This window comes from Myxococcus sp. CA056 (assembly GCF_013336715.1).
Lineage (GTDB): Bacteria > Myxococcota > Myxococcia > Myxococcales > Myxococcaceae > Myxococcus > Myxococcus llanfairpwllgwyngyllgogerychwyrndrobwllllantysiliogogogochensis.
On record NZ_JABUMT010000005.1, the window covers coordinates 386130 to 401627 of the forward strand.

Annotated in this window: 7 protein-coding genes and 1 pseudogene (1 of these 8 cut by a window edge); 2 read left to right on the plus strand and 6 right to left on the minus strand. The window is 69.6% G+C overall.

Annotation, left to right across the window (positions count from 1 at the left end):
- The 3 genes from HUA76_RS23785 to HUA76_RS23795 all read right to left on the minus strand — a co-directional run.
- Window positions 1-5610, minus strand: partial view of a non-ribosomal peptide synthase/polyketide synthase gene (locus tag HUA76_RS23785; protein ID WP_174462157.1) — the start only. It extends 12393 nt beyond the left edge of the window; only the first 5610 of its 18003 coding nucleotides appear in the window; the start codon lies at window positions 5608-5610; the stop codon falls past the left edge of the window.
- A gap of 203 nt (window positions 5611-5813) precedes the next feature.
- Window positions 5814-8240 (minus strand): acylase, encoded by a 2427-nt coding sequence (locus HUA76_RS23790; RefSeq protein WP_371823511.1) that lies wholly within the window; start codon window positions 8238-8240, stop codon window positions 5814-5816.
- Window positions 8241-8452: 212 nt separating this feature from the next.
- Window positions 8453-9610 carry a hypothetical protein gene (locus HUA76_RS23795; protein ID WP_174462159.1) on the minus strand — a complete coding sequence of 386 codons (1158 nt, stop codon included), beginning with the start codon at window positions 9608-9610 and terminating at the stop codon, window positions 8453-8455.
- Window positions 9611-9778: 168 nt separating this feature from the next.
- On the opposite strand from HUA76_RS23795, the gene HUA76_RS23800 reads away from it, so the two are divergent.
- Window positions 9779-10654 carry a class I SAM-dependent methyltransferase gene (locus HUA76_RS23800; protein WP_371745683.1) on the plus strand — a complete coding sequence of 292 codons (876 nt, stop codon included), beginning with the start codon at window positions 9779-9781 and terminating at the stop codon, window positions 10652-10654.
- Here the strand turns inward: HUA76_RS23800 and HUA76_RS23805 are convergent.
- From HUA76_RS23805 to HUA76_RS23815, 3 genes are read right to left on the minus strand one after another with little or no spacing between them, the layout of a single operon-like run.
- The gene (locus HUA76_RS23805; RefSeq protein ID WP_174462160.1) at window positions 10629-11951 is read right to left on the minus strand and encodes a nucleotide disphospho-sugar-binding domain-containing protein; all 1323 of its coding nucleotides are present in this window, start codon (window positions 11949-11951) and stop codon (window positions 10629-10631) included. The genes HUA76_RS23800 and HUA76_RS23805 overlap by 26 nt on opposite strands.
- Window positions 11952-11959: 8 nt before the next feature.
- A complete protein-coding gene (locus HUA76_RS23810; RefSeq protein WP_174462161.1) occupies window positions 11960-13012 on the minus strand; it encodes a hypothetical protein in 1053 nt (350 codons plus the stop codon).
- Between the two features lie 26 nt (window positions 13013-13038).
- Entirely contained in the window at window positions 13039-15078 is a 2040-nt protein-coding gene (locus HUA76_RS23815) for a carbamoyltransferase C-terminal domain-containing protein (RefSeq protein WP_141640637.1), read from the minus strand.
- A gap of 321 nt (window positions 15079-15399) precedes the next feature.
- Here HUA76_RS23815 and HUA76_RS46490 point away from each other — a divergent pair.
- Window positions 15400-15486: pseudogene (locus HUA76_RS46490) on the plus strand (hypothetical protein); the annotation flags it as partial.
- Between the last annotated feature and the right edge of the window lie 12 nt (window positions 15487-15498).

Genomic DNA, 15498 nt, shown 5'->3' on the forward strand with positions numbered 1-15498 from the left:
GTGCTCGTCCTCACCCAGGCGGACGAGCACCGTGCGCACGAGCGGCCCGTGCGCCAGGTCGAACGGGTGCACGGCCTCTTCGCGCGCCAGGCGCCGCGCCTCCGTCTCCGCCTCCTCGCGCGAGCGGCCGCCCAAATCCTCCACCTGCAGCGCCAGTTCCCCCGGAGGCAGGATGACCTGCACCGGGCGCCCGTCCACCTCGCGGAAGACGGTGCGCAGCGCCTCATGCCGGCGGATGAGCTCGGCGAGACCTCGCTCCAGGGCGGGCACGTGGAGCATGCCGCGCATCCTCACCGCGGCGGGCACGTTGTAGAGAGGCGAGCCCGGGGAGAGCTGGTCGGCCAGCCACAGGCGCTCCTGCGCCAACGACAGCGGAAGGGGCCCGGTGCGCGGCACCCTGGCGAGCGGCGGCGGGGCCCTGCGGGGCTGCTGCGCGCTTGCGTCGATGCGGCGGGCCATCACGGCCACGGTGGTCGCATCGGTCATCAACGCGGTCAGGGGCAGGTCCACCCCGAAGGCGGTGCGGATGCGGGAGATGACCTGGGTGGCCATGAGCGAGTGACCGCCCAGGTCAAAGAAGTCGTCGTGAATGCCAATGCGGTCGGTCCGCAGCACCTCCGCCCAGATGGCCACCAGCTTGTTTTCCGTGTCCGTCGTGGGCGCGGCGTACTCCTCGCCCAGCGTGAGGCGCGGGTCCTCCGGCGGAGGCAGGGCCTTGCGATTCAGCTTCCCGTGGTGGGTCAGCGGGAGCGCCTCAAGCGGGATGAAGGCCGAGGGAACCATGTACTCCGGCAGTCGCGACTCGATGGCGCCGCGCAGCCCGCGCGCCACCTCGAGCGAGGCCACCACGTAGGCCACCAGTCGCGGATCGCCCGCGACGTCCTCTCGGACGATGACCGCCGCGTCGCGCACGCCCGGTTGCGCGCGCAGCGCAGCCTCGATCTCACCCGGCTCGATGCGGTAGCCGCGCAGCTTCACCTGGTCGTCGACACGTCCCACGTACTCCAGGTCGCCGTCGGCGAGGTGTCGGACCCGGTCGCCCGTGCGGTACAGCCGGGCACCGGGCACCGAGGAGTAGGGGTGGGGGACGAACCGCTCGGCGGTGAGGTCCGGGCGGCCCAGGTAGCCCCGCGCCAGGCCCACGCCCGCGACGTACAGCTCGCCTGGAACACCGGCCGGCACGGGCTGGAGCGCGTCATCCAGCACGTACACCTGGACGTTGGCCAGCGGCCTGCCCAGCGTGGGGCGCTCGGGGTCCATCGCCGTGTTGACGGTCGCGCAGACGGTGACCTCGGTGGGGCCATAGGCGTTGACGAAGCGCAGCCGGTCCGCCCAGCGCAAGGCGATCTCCGGCGTGCATGCCTCGCCTGCAGTGAGCACGGTCCGCAGGCTCGTCACTCCCGCAGGGAAGAGCTGCGCGAGGACGGACGGCGTCAGCGTGACGACGGTGATGGCCTGCTCGTTCAGGGTCTGCTCGAGCGGAGCCCCCGGCATCAGCCGCTCCCTGGGCACCAGGACCAGCGTGGCCCCCGACAGCAGCGGCGGGAAGATGTCGGACACCGCCGCGTCGAAGCTCAGCGCGAAGAACTGCAGGAGGCGGCTGCCCACCTCCAGCTTCATCACCGCGAGCGTCTGCCGCGCTGTGTTGCACAGGCCCCGATGCTGGAGGAGCGTCCCCTTGGGACGGCCCGTCGAGCCCGAGGTGTAGATGACGTACGCGAGGCTGTCGCCAGTGGCGCCAGTGTCGAGGTCCTCCGTGGACTCGAGGAGGAGCTCCGCGTCCACTTCCTCCAGGCACAGCGCCCGGGCCTGCTGCCCGCCCAGTCGGTCGACCAGCGCGCGGCGAGTGAGGACGAGTGGCGCGCGCGTATCGTCGAGGATGAGGGCGAGCCGCTCCACGGGCTGGCTCGGGTCGATTGGCACGTACGCGCCGCCCGCCTTGAGGATGGCGAGCAGCCCCACGACCATCTCGAACGAGCGCTCGACGCACAGTCCGACGAGGACCTCCGGCCCCACGCCCCGGCGCCGAAGCACCCGCGCCAGCCGGTTGGCCCGCGCGTTGAGTTCGCGGTAGCTGAGCTCTTCACCCTCGAAGCTGAGCGCCACTGCGTCGGGTGTGCGCGCGACCTGCGCCTCGAAGTGCCGGTGAACGCAGACATCCTCCGGCTCACCGGGGACGGCGCCGCTCCACTCGACGAGCAGTTGGCGGCGCTCCACTTCATCCAGCGGGGACAGGGACGCCAGTGGCGCCGAGGGCTGGGAGACCGCGGCCTCCAGCAGGGCGCCGAGGTGCTTGACGAGCTGGCGCGCCGTCGCCGCGTCGAACAGGTCCGTGCTGTACTCCAGCCGGCCGTGGAGGCCCTGGACGCTCTCCGCGAGCGCGAGGCGCAGGTCGCTCTGGACCAGGCGGCTCGGCAGCTCCAGTTGCTGAAGCTCCAGCCCCGGCAACGGCTGCGCGGAGAGCGGGTCCGGCAGGATGGCCAGCACCACCTGGAACAGCGGCGAGGCCCCGAGGTGGCGGGTCGGCCGCAGCGCCTCCACCAGCTTCTCGAACGGCAGTTCCTGGTGGGCATAGGCCTCCAGGGTGACGTCGCGCACGCGCGCGAGCAGCTCGTGGAAGGTGGCGGCTCCCGCCAGCCGCGTGCGCAGGACCAGGGTGTTGACGAAGAAGCCGATGAGTCCCTGCGTCTCCGGGCGGTCACGACCGTTGATGGGCGTGCCCACGCAGATGTCGTCCTGCCCCGAGTAACGGGCCAGCAGGAGCTGGAACGCCGCCAGCAACACGACGAAGGGTGACACGCCCTGCTCGCGCGCGAGGGACTTCACCTGCTCCATCAGCAGGGCCGACAGCTTCACCTCCACGCTGTCACCCTGGTGCGTGGACACCGCCGGCCGGGGCCGCGCAACGCCCAACTCCAGCACCTCGGGCGCACCCTCAAGCTGCCGACGCCAGTAGCCGAGCAGCCGCTCCAGCGTCTCGCCCCGCAGGTGCTCGCGCAGCCAAGCGCCGTAATCGGAGTACCGCAGCGGCAGCTCGGGCAGCGCCGCCGGCTGACCGGAGGTGTGCGCCGCGTAGAGCGCCGCGAGTTCGCGGACGAGCACCTCCATGGACGCGCCGTCCGAGACGATGTGGTGCATCGTGAGCACGAGCACGTGCTCCTGCTCGCCGGTCCGTAGCAGGAGCCCGCGCAGGAGCGGCCCTTGCGTCAGCAGGAAGGGCCGAAGCGCCTCGGCGTCCGCACGTCGCTGGACCTCCCGTTCGCGCTCGGCAGCCGGCCGCGCGCGCAGGTCGTCGGTGGCGAGCGTGAAGTCCGCGTCCGGCGAGACGATCAGTACGGCCGGACCCTCCGTCTCCACGGCGCGGAACGTGGTCCGGAGCACCTCGTGGCGGCGCACGATGTCCTGGAACGCGCGCTCCAAGGCCACGGTGTCCAGGGCGCCCTTGAACCGGACGGCCACGGCGAGGTTGTACAGGGCACCCCCCGGCTGGAGCTGCTCCAGGAGCCATAGCCGCTCCTGGCCGGGGGAGAGCAGGGGTGGCGTGTCATCCGCGCGGCGAGTGATGGCCGGGAGCGCCGCCTTCGCGGCCGAGCGCCGTCCGTGCAGCAGTGCCGCCAGCTCCATGACGCTGGGGCCTCGCAGCAGCTCCTCCATGCGCAAGGAGACGCCCGTGGCGATCTCCAGCGCGTGTCCCAGCTCGATCGCGACGAGCGAGTCAAAGCCGAAGCGGGTGATGGGCACGGCGGGATCCAGCTCCTCCGCCCGGACACGCAACCGCCGGCCCAGGGTGTCCCGCAGCCAGGTGGTGGTCTCCTCCAGGGTTGCGCTCGAGGAGAGCGCCACAGCCTCCGGAGCTGTCGCGCCGACCGCGGCCTCCTCGCGCCAGGTCGACACGAGGGCCAGCTCGCTGGCGACGAACGCCGCGCGGGTGCCGTTGCGCTGGATCTTCCCGCTGGACGTCTTGGGAATACTGCCGGGTTCAATCAACGCGAGCGCGTGGAGCTGGACGTCGTGCTGCTCCGCGAGCCGGCGGCGCACCAGGGCCGTCACCTCGGCGGGATCCACCAGTTTGCGGACATCCACCTCCTGGACGACGACGAGCCGCTCCTCACCATCGACGTCCAAGGCGAAGGCGGCGGTGCAACCGGGACGGAGCGAGGGGTGGCTCTGCTCGACGGTCAGCTCCAGGTCCTGGGGATGGAGGTTGCGGCCGCGGAGGATGATGAGGTCCTTGAGCCTCCCGGAGACGAACAGCTCGCCTTCGTGCAGGAAGCCAAGGTCGCCCGTGCGCAGGAATCGCCTGTCACTTCCGGGCACCTGGGCCTCGAACGCGCGGGCCGTCTCCTCGGGGCGTTGCCAGTAGCCCCGCGCCACGCTCGGGCCAGAGACCCAGATCTCTCCCACGGTGCCCGGCGGGCACGGCGAGCACGTCGCGGGGTCCACGACGCGCAGCTCCTGGTCCGGCAGGTTTCCACCGCAGCCGACGAGCACCTGTCCCTCGGTCGTCGTGTCGACTCGGGCCTCATTGCGCGCCAGCGCTCCGGGCGAGAACGAACGATGAACGGGGAACACGCCCTTCTTGCCGCCCGAGACGATTAGCGTGGCCTCGGCGAGGCCGTAGCAGGCGTACAGCGCTCCGGGGCGGAACCCGCTCGGCGCGAACGCCTCCGTGAAACGCGCGAGCACCTCCGGGCGGATGGGCTCGGCGCCGCAGAACGCGACCTCCCAGGCGCTGAGGTCGAGCGCCGCGCGCTCCTCGGGCGTGCTCTTGCGCACGCACAGGTCGAACGCGAAGTTCGGACCGCCGCTGATGGTGCCCTTGAAGCGCGACACGGCCTCCAGCCACCGGAGCGGGCGCTTGAGGAAGTCCAGCGGCGACATCAGCGCCACGGGGAACCCCATGTAGAGCGGCTGCAGGATTCCGCCGATGAGCCCCATGTCGTGGTAGGGCGGCAGCCAGATGACGCCCACGGAGTCCCGGCGGCTCTCGAACGCGTGAGCGATGAGCCCCAGGTTGTGCAGCAGGTTGCCGTGGCTGAGCATCACCCCCTTGGGCGTGCCCGTGGAGCCGGAGGTGTACTGGAGGAAGGCCAGCGCGTCCGGACCGACGTCCGCCGGCGTCCAGTCGTGCCCCGTATCCTCGGGGAGCGTGTCGGTGGCCACCCACTGGAGCGACTGGAGCTCCGGGGCCTGCTCGAACAGCATCTCCGCGAAGGACGCGATGAACGAGGTGGTGAGCACCACCGTGGCCCGCGCATCCTCGATGATGGCCCGCAACCGGGGCAGCGTCCGCCCGAGCCGGAGCGGATCCGGGGGGTAGGCCGGCACCGCGACCCGCTGCGAGTACAGGCACCCGAAGAAGCCCGCGATGTACTGCAGTCCGGGCGGGTACAGCAGCACGACGCGCGCCCCGGCGGGAGACACCGCCTCCAACGCCGCGCCAATCCGCCGGGCCCAGCGGTCCAGCTCTCCGCCCGTCATCTCGCTGGCGGCCCCGTCCTCTTCCAGGAACGTGTAGAGCGGGTCCTCTGCCCGAGCCTCCGCCCGCTGACGCAGAAGGCCGACAAGAGACGCGGAGGAGCCAGGAGACGAGGTGGAGTGGGCGGACATGAAGTTCACGTTTCCAGTGTCTCGGGCACTTGGCGGGCCTGGGCGGGCGGTGCCGAGCACGACGGGTGAAGGCTCGTCCTCCGAGACCGGAGGACGGGTTTCACTCGGGAGGACATGCAAGTGAGGAACGGGCCCCCGGGGGCAGCCGGAGGCCCTGTCGAGGCTCCCGGGCGGGACGCCCCGCCCGTGGAGGTACAGAGGGGTTACGGGGCCGACACGGACTGCACCACCAGGGCCGGGTCCGCGAGGATCTGCTCCTCGGTGAAGCGGATGTCGCGCCACTGCTTCCCGGAGAAGAGCTCCGTCTGGTCCGAGTAGTAGGGCGAGGCGGGATTGGACGACTGGCCGTAGGTCATCAAGGCCCGCGCCTGCACTCCGGTGTCGGTGAACTCCAGGGCCATGAGGAAGCTGGACCCGGAGGTGATGACGTAGCCGTCCGACGTCAGGCCCGTCTCGCCATTGAGCAGCCTGGCCCGCGCGGGCGGCACGTCGATGAGCGTGGACTGGATGGTGCCGTAGTTGACGACGTTCGCCACGCCGTCGCGGTTGTGGCCACCGTGGATGGGGATGCGCAGGCCGCGGCGCGGGGTGAACTGCACGGTGCCCAGGGGCGCGTCCAGGGAGATGTTCGAGGACGTCAGCAGCGTCACCGCCTGCGCGAGCTTGACGAGCATCGGGTCCTCACCCTGCGCGGGGGCGGGCGTGAGGGTGCCAGGCGTGGTGAAGGGCGCGTTGACGTCGAAGGCCGTGTCGAAGAGCGTGCCCTTGTTCAGCAACTGGTTCACCAGATAGGTCCCGATGAACTCGCGCCAGAGCACCGCGCCCACGCTGTCCACGTCGAAGCGACCGTTCCAGGCGGCGAGGATGGCGCAGGCCCGGGAGAGGTCCACGCTCCTGCCCTGGTAGGTCGCGGTGGGCGTGGCCTGGCAGCGCTCCACGACTCCGGGGCGCAGCATCTCCGCCACGAGGCCGCGGTTGCTGAGGATGGCGGCCTGGAGCTCGTCGAGCGTGAACTTCCCATCCGCGCCGGAGGCCCCTTCCGCCGTCTGCTCGGTCAACATCACCAAGTTCATGCGCGAGCGCGGCTGCTGGCTGCGGCGCGTGGGACCGTGCAGGGGGGACAGGTCTGGCAGGGGCTCCGCCGGATTGGTGAGCCAGTAGCTGTCGTTGGCGTTGAAGACGAAGTCACGCCGCGCGAGCTGGGGCACGCGGGCGAAAGGGATGAGTCCCGGGCTGCGTCCGCCGGGAGTGGCCACCCACTCGTTGACGGAGGTGCTGCCGTCGAGCAGCACGAGGTTGAGGTTGCGCAGGAACAAGGTCACCTGCGGGTCCACGCCCGAGCTGGCCGTGCGCCAGGCGTCGATCGCCGCGCTGCTCAGGTCGGGCGTGGCCGCGGCGTCCGCGTACCAGGTGTTGCCGTCACGGTCCGCCGCCAGGGTGTTGACCCAGGGGATGCCCTGGATGGTGGCGAAGGCCTCCTTGAACTCCTGGAGGTTGCGCGCCCGGTTCATCGCGTGGAACTGGGCCAGCAGGGTGGAGTTCTCCAGGTTGGCGTCGCGGTACGTGAAGGCGACCGTGGAGGTCCAGTCCGTGGCGCCGGGGATGGCGAGCATGGGGCCGACGTGGCTGCTGTAGAGCGTGCGCTTCACGTTGGTGAGCGAGCCCTCCGGCAGGCGCACGAGGATGGTGTGTTCCCGCGCCGTCATCTGCCGCTCCTGCCCGTCATACAGGTAGTGGGTCGGCTTGCCGGGCACGAGCTTCAGCCGGTACAGCGTCATGCGCTGGCCGGCCGACACCGTGTGCGTCCAGGCGACGTTTTCGTTGAAGCCGATGAGCACCCCTGGCACGCCCAGCAGGCTCGCGCCGTAGACGTTCATCACGCCCGGCACGGTGAGGTGGCTCTCCCAGAGCCGCAGCTCGCCCTGCCAGGGGAAGTGGGGGTTGGCCACGAGCATTCCGCGGCCCCCGCGCGAGCGCTCGGCGCCAATGGCCCAGCCGTTGCTCCCCGTGTCGTGATCGCGCAGCTCCTTGAAGGCCTCCGGCGACGGCACGGTGATGCGCATGCCGCCCGTGGTCGTGGGCGGCTGGGCATTGGTGACCGCGGCGACGAACTGGTAGCTGCTCATGAGGAGCGCCAGGCTGACGTGGTAGGCCATCAGGTCCACGTCGCTGATGGGCCTCACCCACGCGGCGTTGACGCAGCCTGGGGGCAGTCCGGCGGGGCCCACCTCCTCAAGGTAGCGGTTGTAGCCCGCGACGTAACCCTCGATCATGGACTTCACGTCCGCCGGCAACCTGGGGAGCGCCTCCCGCGCGCGGCCGTAGACGTCCAGCGCGAGGTAGCCGAAGTCACTGGCCACGTTGGCATTGCCAGCGCCCGCGCCCAGGAACCGGGCCCGCTCGCTGCGAACCTTGAGGACTTGATCCGCCAGGGCGCAGACGTGCTCCTGGGCAAAGGCATAGCCCTGGCCGAAGGCCGCGCTGCCCAGGTCCCTGGCGGTGATGTGGGGAATCCCGTGGCGGGTGAGCCGGATCGTGGCCTCGTAGCCCGGCGCGGCGATGGGAGGCGGCTCCGGGACCGTGTCTTCACCACAGGCGGCCAGGGTGAAGATCGCGAGGGTCGCGAGCACGCAGCGCAAGAATGGGCCGCGAAACGAGTAGTTCATGAATGACAAGGGAGACCTGGAAGACCTGTGGTTGAAGTCAGCCATGCAGACTATGGAAACATGGCTCAACTGGTCAAACCGGCAATATGCTTCCTTCGACCACGAGTCCGTCCGGACCTGAAACACGCGCTCATGTCAAAAGCAGGTGTCCGGACAGCACGTCGCGCGGCGGTGTGCTAGGCCACCCGCGCTTCGTTCCGGGGCCGCGCGTTGTTGGCCGGGGACGCGGGCGCCCAGAGCTCCTCCGGGGGCTCGCCGAAACAGTCCGGCACGACGTGGATGCCGTAGACGCACTCGTGGCGGTGGGTGCCCAGCTCGAGCAGCCGCTCGCAGCGCGGTGAATCGAAGTCCACGTCATACAAGGCGGCCGGCCGCTGGCTGCCCACGAGGAAGCGGTTTCCCCCCAGGGGCGCGAGACCGCGGACGAAGGGTGGATCTCCGGGGATGGCCACCTGCCGCTTCCAGCTCCCATCCACCGCCTGCTGCACGACCTGGTTGTTGTGGGTGTCGTTGTAGACGAGCGTGTCCCGGTGCCGCAGCAGGTTGTGGTTGGGCCGCAGGATGCCGTCCTGGCGGGCGACGACGCGCGCGGGCCCCTGGTCCGGCAACAGCACGCCGACCCAGGAGGAGGCCGTGAAGCTCGAGGCCAGGAAGCGCAGGTCGAACGCGCTCGAGGCCTTCGTCTTTCGCGTCCCGCGCCCCAGCCGCCGCAGGAGCGCGTCGGGAAGGTCCGTCAGCGCCTGGATGCGTCGTGAGAGCCGGGACGGGACGAAGCCGAAGGACACGAGCAGCCCCTCGGGGCAGCGTGCTACGCCATTCACATGGACGAAGTCGAAGAAGGCGGGGAGCCGGCGCGGGTCCCGGTAATCGTCGCTCAGCGCTCCGCCGAGCGCGTCCGCCAGCTTCAGCTCCCGGGCCAGCGCGGGGTCCTCCCGCCAGCTCCACGCGCGCAGCACGGCGCCGTCCCAGCCCAGCTTCATCACCATGTCCGATGCGCTGGCCGTCACCCAGACGCCATCCGGTTCGACCAGGAGGTCATGCACCTGGCCGAGGAGGGGATGGCTCAGCTCGCCCACCTGTCTCCACTCGCGATTGAAGACGAAGAGGCGATCCGTCACCGCCACCACGAGCCGCTCCCCGTCGCCGCTGATGCCCCGACCGCCCCTGAGCCCTCCGCGCGGGTTCGGGTCGTACGCGCGAAAGGGACTCTCCGGAATGGGCCAGTCCGCCAGGACGCGCCGCTCCTTCAGGCTGACCAGTCGCACGGAGCCGCTGCGCTCACCGGGCTCGGTGATTCGGATGATGCTGCTGACCAGGAGGCGGGTGTCATTCATGGAAGGAGCTTCATCGAGGGCTGTTTATACATAATCAGGAAATGTTTACATTCGTGATTAATCGCGATTCCTTGACCTCGCGGTATACCGCATGGAACCATCCAAGACACTCGCGGACGCCGGCAGGGTGTCGTGAGTGCCCCTCCCTCTGAAGAAAGGCAGGCCCGCGTGAACCCCGGGGTTGAGCTGTCCCAACAGGTGTCGTCGCTGGCCATGCGCTTCCAGGGCTTCCTGCGGATGGAGCCCGCGGCCGCGAACGAGGGCATCCTCGCGTGGCTCCGGGAGGTGGAGAGCCTGGGGGCGATGCTGACGAACGGGGCGGCGGCGCGGCTGGGGCCTCATGCCGCGTCGGTGGACAACCTGCGGAGCTCCGTGCACGCCGCGCTCGGGCGGCTGCTGGACTTCAAGTGGGCCTCACCGGAGGTCAAGGCGGCGGCGCGCGGGTACATGGAGCGCAACCCGGCGCTGCGGCAGGTGGGGCGCTACCGCTTCTCCACGGACTGGATGTCCAAGTGCGAAGCCGAGTGGCGCGAGGTGCTCTCGCCGTTGATGGGGCAGCCTGGCGCGAGGGTGCTGGAGATTGGCAGCTTCGAGGGACGCTCCGCCATCTGGCTCCTGGAGAACGTGCTCACGCACCCGACATCGCGCATCACCTGCGTGGACCTGTTCGAGGGGAATGCCGCGCGCTTGTTCGACGAGAACATCGCCACGAGCGGCGCGGGCGAGCGCGTGGAGAAGCGGGTGGGCCTGTCCCATGTCGCCCTGCGCCGGCTTCCTCCCGAGCCCGTGTATGACTTCATCTACGTGGACGGCTCGCACGAGACGTACGACGTCCTGGAGGACGCCGTGCTGTGCTGGCGGCTGCTGAAGCCGGGTGGGGTGATGACCTTCGACGACTACGGCATGGCCGCCGCGCAGCTCGCGGACTTCCAGGACATCTCGCGCCCGGACCTCGGCATCGACGCGTTCCTCTCCGCCGCGGCCAGGCACCTCCAGGTGGTGCGCAAGGCCTTCCAGGTCACCGTGCGGAAGAACCCGGCCTGAGCCGCGCGCCCTGGGCCTCGGGCGCCTGGAGGAGGCGCTCGAGGGCGTCCGCGGCCGAGTTGTTCCGCTCGTTCTCATGGAAGCACGCGCGCATGGCGGCCAGGGCCGTGCGCCACCGCGGCTCGCCCACCAGCGAGTCCAGCGATGCGAGCAGGTGCTCCAACTTCAGCGTCTTCGCGGGGCAGGAGATGCCCAGCCCCCGGTGCTCCACCGCGCGCCCCACGCCGGGCATGTCGAACACGAACGGCACCACGACCATGGGCACGCCGAAGTAGATGCACTCCTTCACCGTGTTGAAGCCGCCGTGCGTGACGACCGCGGTGGCGCGCTCCAGCAACTGGAGCAGGGGCGCGGAGTGGACGGCCACCACGTTGGGCTCCGCGTCGTAGGGCTTCGGGTCGTGGGCGGGCGTCACCGCGAAGACGAACTGCCACTGGGGCCTCGCCCGCGCCGCCGCGAACACGGTGTCGAGCACCTGCTGCTCCAGCGCTCGGCGGAAGGCGCCCTGGCTGCCCAGGGAGAAGAGGATGAGGGGCTTGTCGGCGGCGAGCCGCTCCCAGGGGAAGTCCATGGGGGCCCGGTCCAGGTCGATGCTCGGCCCCGCGTAGATGTAGTGGGACTCCACGTAGCCATCGGGCTCGGCGAACTCACGCGGGGCGAGGATCAGCTCTGGCAGCCGGGGCGCGAGCAGGCGCTCGGGCTCCGTCGCGAGCGCCTCCACCGGATAGCCGTAGCGGCGTGCGATGCGCGCGCTGCGCTCGTTCATCCGGGGCGCGATGCCCAGCGCCCCCATCACCCCGAGCAACGCCCGGACGGCGTGGGCGCGCAGCCTGCGGGAGGGCTCCGTGGGTGGGCGGGACAGGAAGGGGTGGATGAACTCGCGGGGCACGGAGGTGTTGAAGAAGACCGCTGGGACTCCATGGCCATGGGCCACCAGCGCCGTGTACGGGAGGAGGGTGTCGCAGACCACCAGGTCCGGTCGCACGCGCTCGAAGACTCCGTCGAGCGCGCCCTCCGCGATGGCCAGCAGCGCGGCGTCGACCCGGCGGGTGAGCGCGCGGAGCTGGCGCACGTGCCCCAGGAACCCGGAGGCCTGGAAGGGGTCGAAGCTGCCCTTGGGCAATTGCTCCTCGAGCACGGGGATGAACTCGCCCCCGCGGCGGGTCACCAGCTCCTGGCAGTCCAGGGGGCCCGCGTAGACCACGCGGTGGCCTCGCTGGCCCAGTGCCCGGGCGAGCTTCAGGGTGGGATTGATATGGCCATGGCCCGCGAAGGGCGCGAGGAGGATGGTCGCCATGAGGGGAGTCAGTCCTTGATGGCGGGGGTGCTCGCGAGGGCCGTTTCCGAGGCCTCGCGGAACCGCTCGAAGACGGCCTTCGCGCGCCTCAGTCGGCCCATCCAGTCGGCAGTGGGGTGCAAGTCGAGCCGGGCGAAGAACGCATCGAAGCGCGCCTGGAACACCGGCCTCTCGTCGCCCGGGGCGTCTTTCTGGATCACCATCAGCGCGAGGAAATAGAGGCCGAAGAACCAGAACGCGGCCTCCCGGTGCCGCCCGGCATCGATCATCTCCTGGGTTCCCTCCAGGTAGGCGCGCCTCAGGTGCGCGCGAAGCTTGAAGCCGTACGGGATGTCGCCCCGCTTCACTTCAATCGCGCGGTCAAAGGCCCTCATGAAGTCCGCGTGGAAGTGCTCCACCTCCACTTTCGACAGGCTCGCGCTGCCCAGCAGCTCCAGCGATTCCTCGTGCAGGGCCCCGAGCCCCTGCCGCTCCAGCAACTCCCCCGAGAGGACGAAGCATTGGCGCACTGTGATGGGGCGCAGGTGTGACAGCGCCACGAGCCCCGACAGGTAGACCAGGGCGGCGTGGTAGTGCATGAGCATCAGCGGATACATCCCCGCCGCGCGGGCCTGGGTGGCCTGCTCCAGGTGCGTCAGGAAGGTGCGCTGGTGTGCCTCGCACCGGGCACGCACCCAGGGGCGCCGGGGGAACTCCACGGCGACGCGCTCGTGCAGCTTCTGGAAGGCGCCGGTCGGATCGGACAGGATGACCCCCGCCGCGAGGTTGTCCGCGTGCTCCGGGGTCGCGACGATATCCTCGGCGCGCTGGAAGAGCTTCGCGTCCAGGCAGCCGCACTCCACGATGACCTCCTGGTGCACGAACTCCAGGGGCGGCATCCGGACCTCGTTCGCGTCCGTCGTGGCGATGACGATATCGACGTCACGCCACGGCGCGAAGGGCGCGTCCAGCGGCATGCGCGTCGAACTCCCCGCGACATAGGCGCCCAGGAAGCCTGGGATCCGGCTGCCTTCCGTATCGACCCAGTGCTTCGTCCGCTGGAGGGCTTCCCGTACGTTCATGGCGTTCTCGAGTGCGGGCCCGCGGCTCACGACATCCGCAGGATGCGCGCCACCTGCAGCGCGCGCGCGGGATCTCCGTTGACGGAGATCTTTCCCTGGCCGAACAGCGACTGGGCCTCGTTGGGGTCGTTGTAGAGCCGCTGGAAGTCGCTCTCCGAGAGCTCGAGCACCACGTCCGGGGTCTTCTGACGGCCCTCGAAGAGGGTCGGCTGCTGGCGCGACAGGTCCATGGTGAAGGTCCGCACGCCGCTCAGGCGCAGCTCGAACACCCCGCCGATACGCTTCGCCTCCTCGACGTTGCGCTCCAGCGCGGGCTTGATGCGCTCCAGCAACAGCTTGTCCAGGGGCAGGTCCACGGACGTCCGCGTCGCCACCTTGAAGAAGATGCGGTCCTCCAGCACCAGCGCGTCCAGCGCGCAGCTAAGGAAGAACCGGATGGCCTCCTCGGGCGTCTCCACGATGGGCATGCCCTTGCGGTTGAAGGAGGTATTGAGCAGCACGGAGATGCCGGTGACCTCCTTGAACTGCTTCAGCAGCCGGTAGTACGCGGGGGACACGTCCTCCGTCACGGTCTGGATGCGCGCCGAGAAGTCCTGGTGCACGACGCTGGGGATGCGCGAGCGCCACTCCGGACGCACCGGCGCCACCATGACCATGTACGGGCTCTCGTAGTCGCAGTCGAAGTAGGTGGAGCAGTCCTCGCGCAGCACCGACGGTGCGAAGGGCCGGAAGTCCTCACGGAACTTCACCTTGCTGTTGATGAAGTCGCGCATCTCCGGCAGGCGCGGGTCCGCCAGGATGCTGCGGTGGCCGAGCGCGCGCGGACCGAGCTCCGAGCCCCCCTGGAACCAACCCACCACCTTGCCGTCCGCGAGCAGCTCCGCGGTGCGCCGGTACACGTCCTGCGCCGGCTCCTCCTTCAGCAGGTCGTCGTGATTCTTGAGGGCCGCGTCCACCTCGTCGCGGCGGTAGTGCCTGCCGAACGCCGAGGAGCCCGTGGCCTTCACCCGCTCGCGCTTGAGCACCTCCTGCCAGCCGTAATACGCGCAGCCCACCGCCAGCCCGTTGTCACCCGCCGCCGGCTGGATGAACATGTTCTTGAAGCGAGACTGCGTGCGGATGACGCGGTTGGCCACCGCGTTGAGCGCCACGCCTCCCGCGTACACGAGGTTGTCCGACGGCGCCTGCTCGTAGCGGTGGTTCACGACGTAGAGCAGGGCCCGCTCCACCTCACGCTGCAGCCACCACGCGAAGTCCGCGTGTGCCTGGAAGCCCTCCTTGAAGTCCGTCTTGTTGCGCGCCGGCCGCGTGAAGCGCTCCATCCAGTCGTAGCGCACGAAGACGCGACCGTCCTTCAGGTCGAAGATGGGGAAGTCGTGCTGGTTCGGGCGGCCAAACGGCGCCAGCCCCATCAGCTTCCCCGGGTCCTCGAAGCCCGCGAACACGTACACGCTCGCCGCCAGGTACATGCCTCCAATGGAGTGCATCGTGAAGTTGGGGCGCATGGGGTACTGCTTGATGCCCATGCCGGCCTCGGAGAAGTCCTTGTAGACCGGGCGCATCCGGCCCTGCTCGTAGTGGTAATAGCTGTCCTTCTCGAAGTAGAGGTGCTCCAGCTCCTTGGCGGGCGTCACGCCCAGGGTGCACCCTTCACGGTCCAGGCAGTCATCGAAGGAATTGCCACTGCCATCGATGATGAGCACCGAGGCCTCGTCGAACGGCGACGCGCAGATGGCGCTGAAGGCGTGCGCCAGGTGGTGGGAGATGGTGACGAGGGGGACGTTGGTTCCCTTCACCACCCGAGGCCCCTGGAACCAGTCGTCCGCCCCCACCAGCATTCCGAAGTTGTCGTTCTGCACGACCACGGCCACGTCGTCGATGGTGATGCCCTCGGCCTGCAGGCAGTAGCTCACCGCGTCCGAGTCGTTGCCACCGTCGTGCTTGCGCCGGGTGATGCGCTCCTTCTCGATGGCCACACAGATGCGCCCATCCTTGATGAGGCACGCCGAGCCGTCGTGAGAGAGACCCGTACCAAGGACGTAGGTGGACTTGACGTTTCGAGCCATTCCTGGATTCTCCGTTTAATGCGCGCTGACGACTCAGTCGCACTGTATTGAAAAACCCGCCTAAGATGAAAGAGTCCCGCGTTCAGGCTGGCGATGACCTCAAGAGCCTCGACGACCCCCTCGTCTTCGGTGGCGGCTCCGCGCCGCCCGATTGACGTCCGTGGAGAATCGCGAGCTCGGGCACCCTGAGGCGCTCCCGTCACCGCCAATAACATCCACAATCCGTCGCGCGTGGAGGCTGGGTTGCGTCTGGCTTTCTCGATGGGTTCATGTGCGGCCCGTTTTACGGGTCCGTTCAGATGAACTGGTCTTCCTAGAGATTTGCTCGGGGGCTCGAACCGCTGCTCCAACGCCTGCCCGTGTGATGGTCGCCGCACGTGCAGTTCCTCTGGCTGGTGCCAGGGGAGCGCGCCAGGTCCA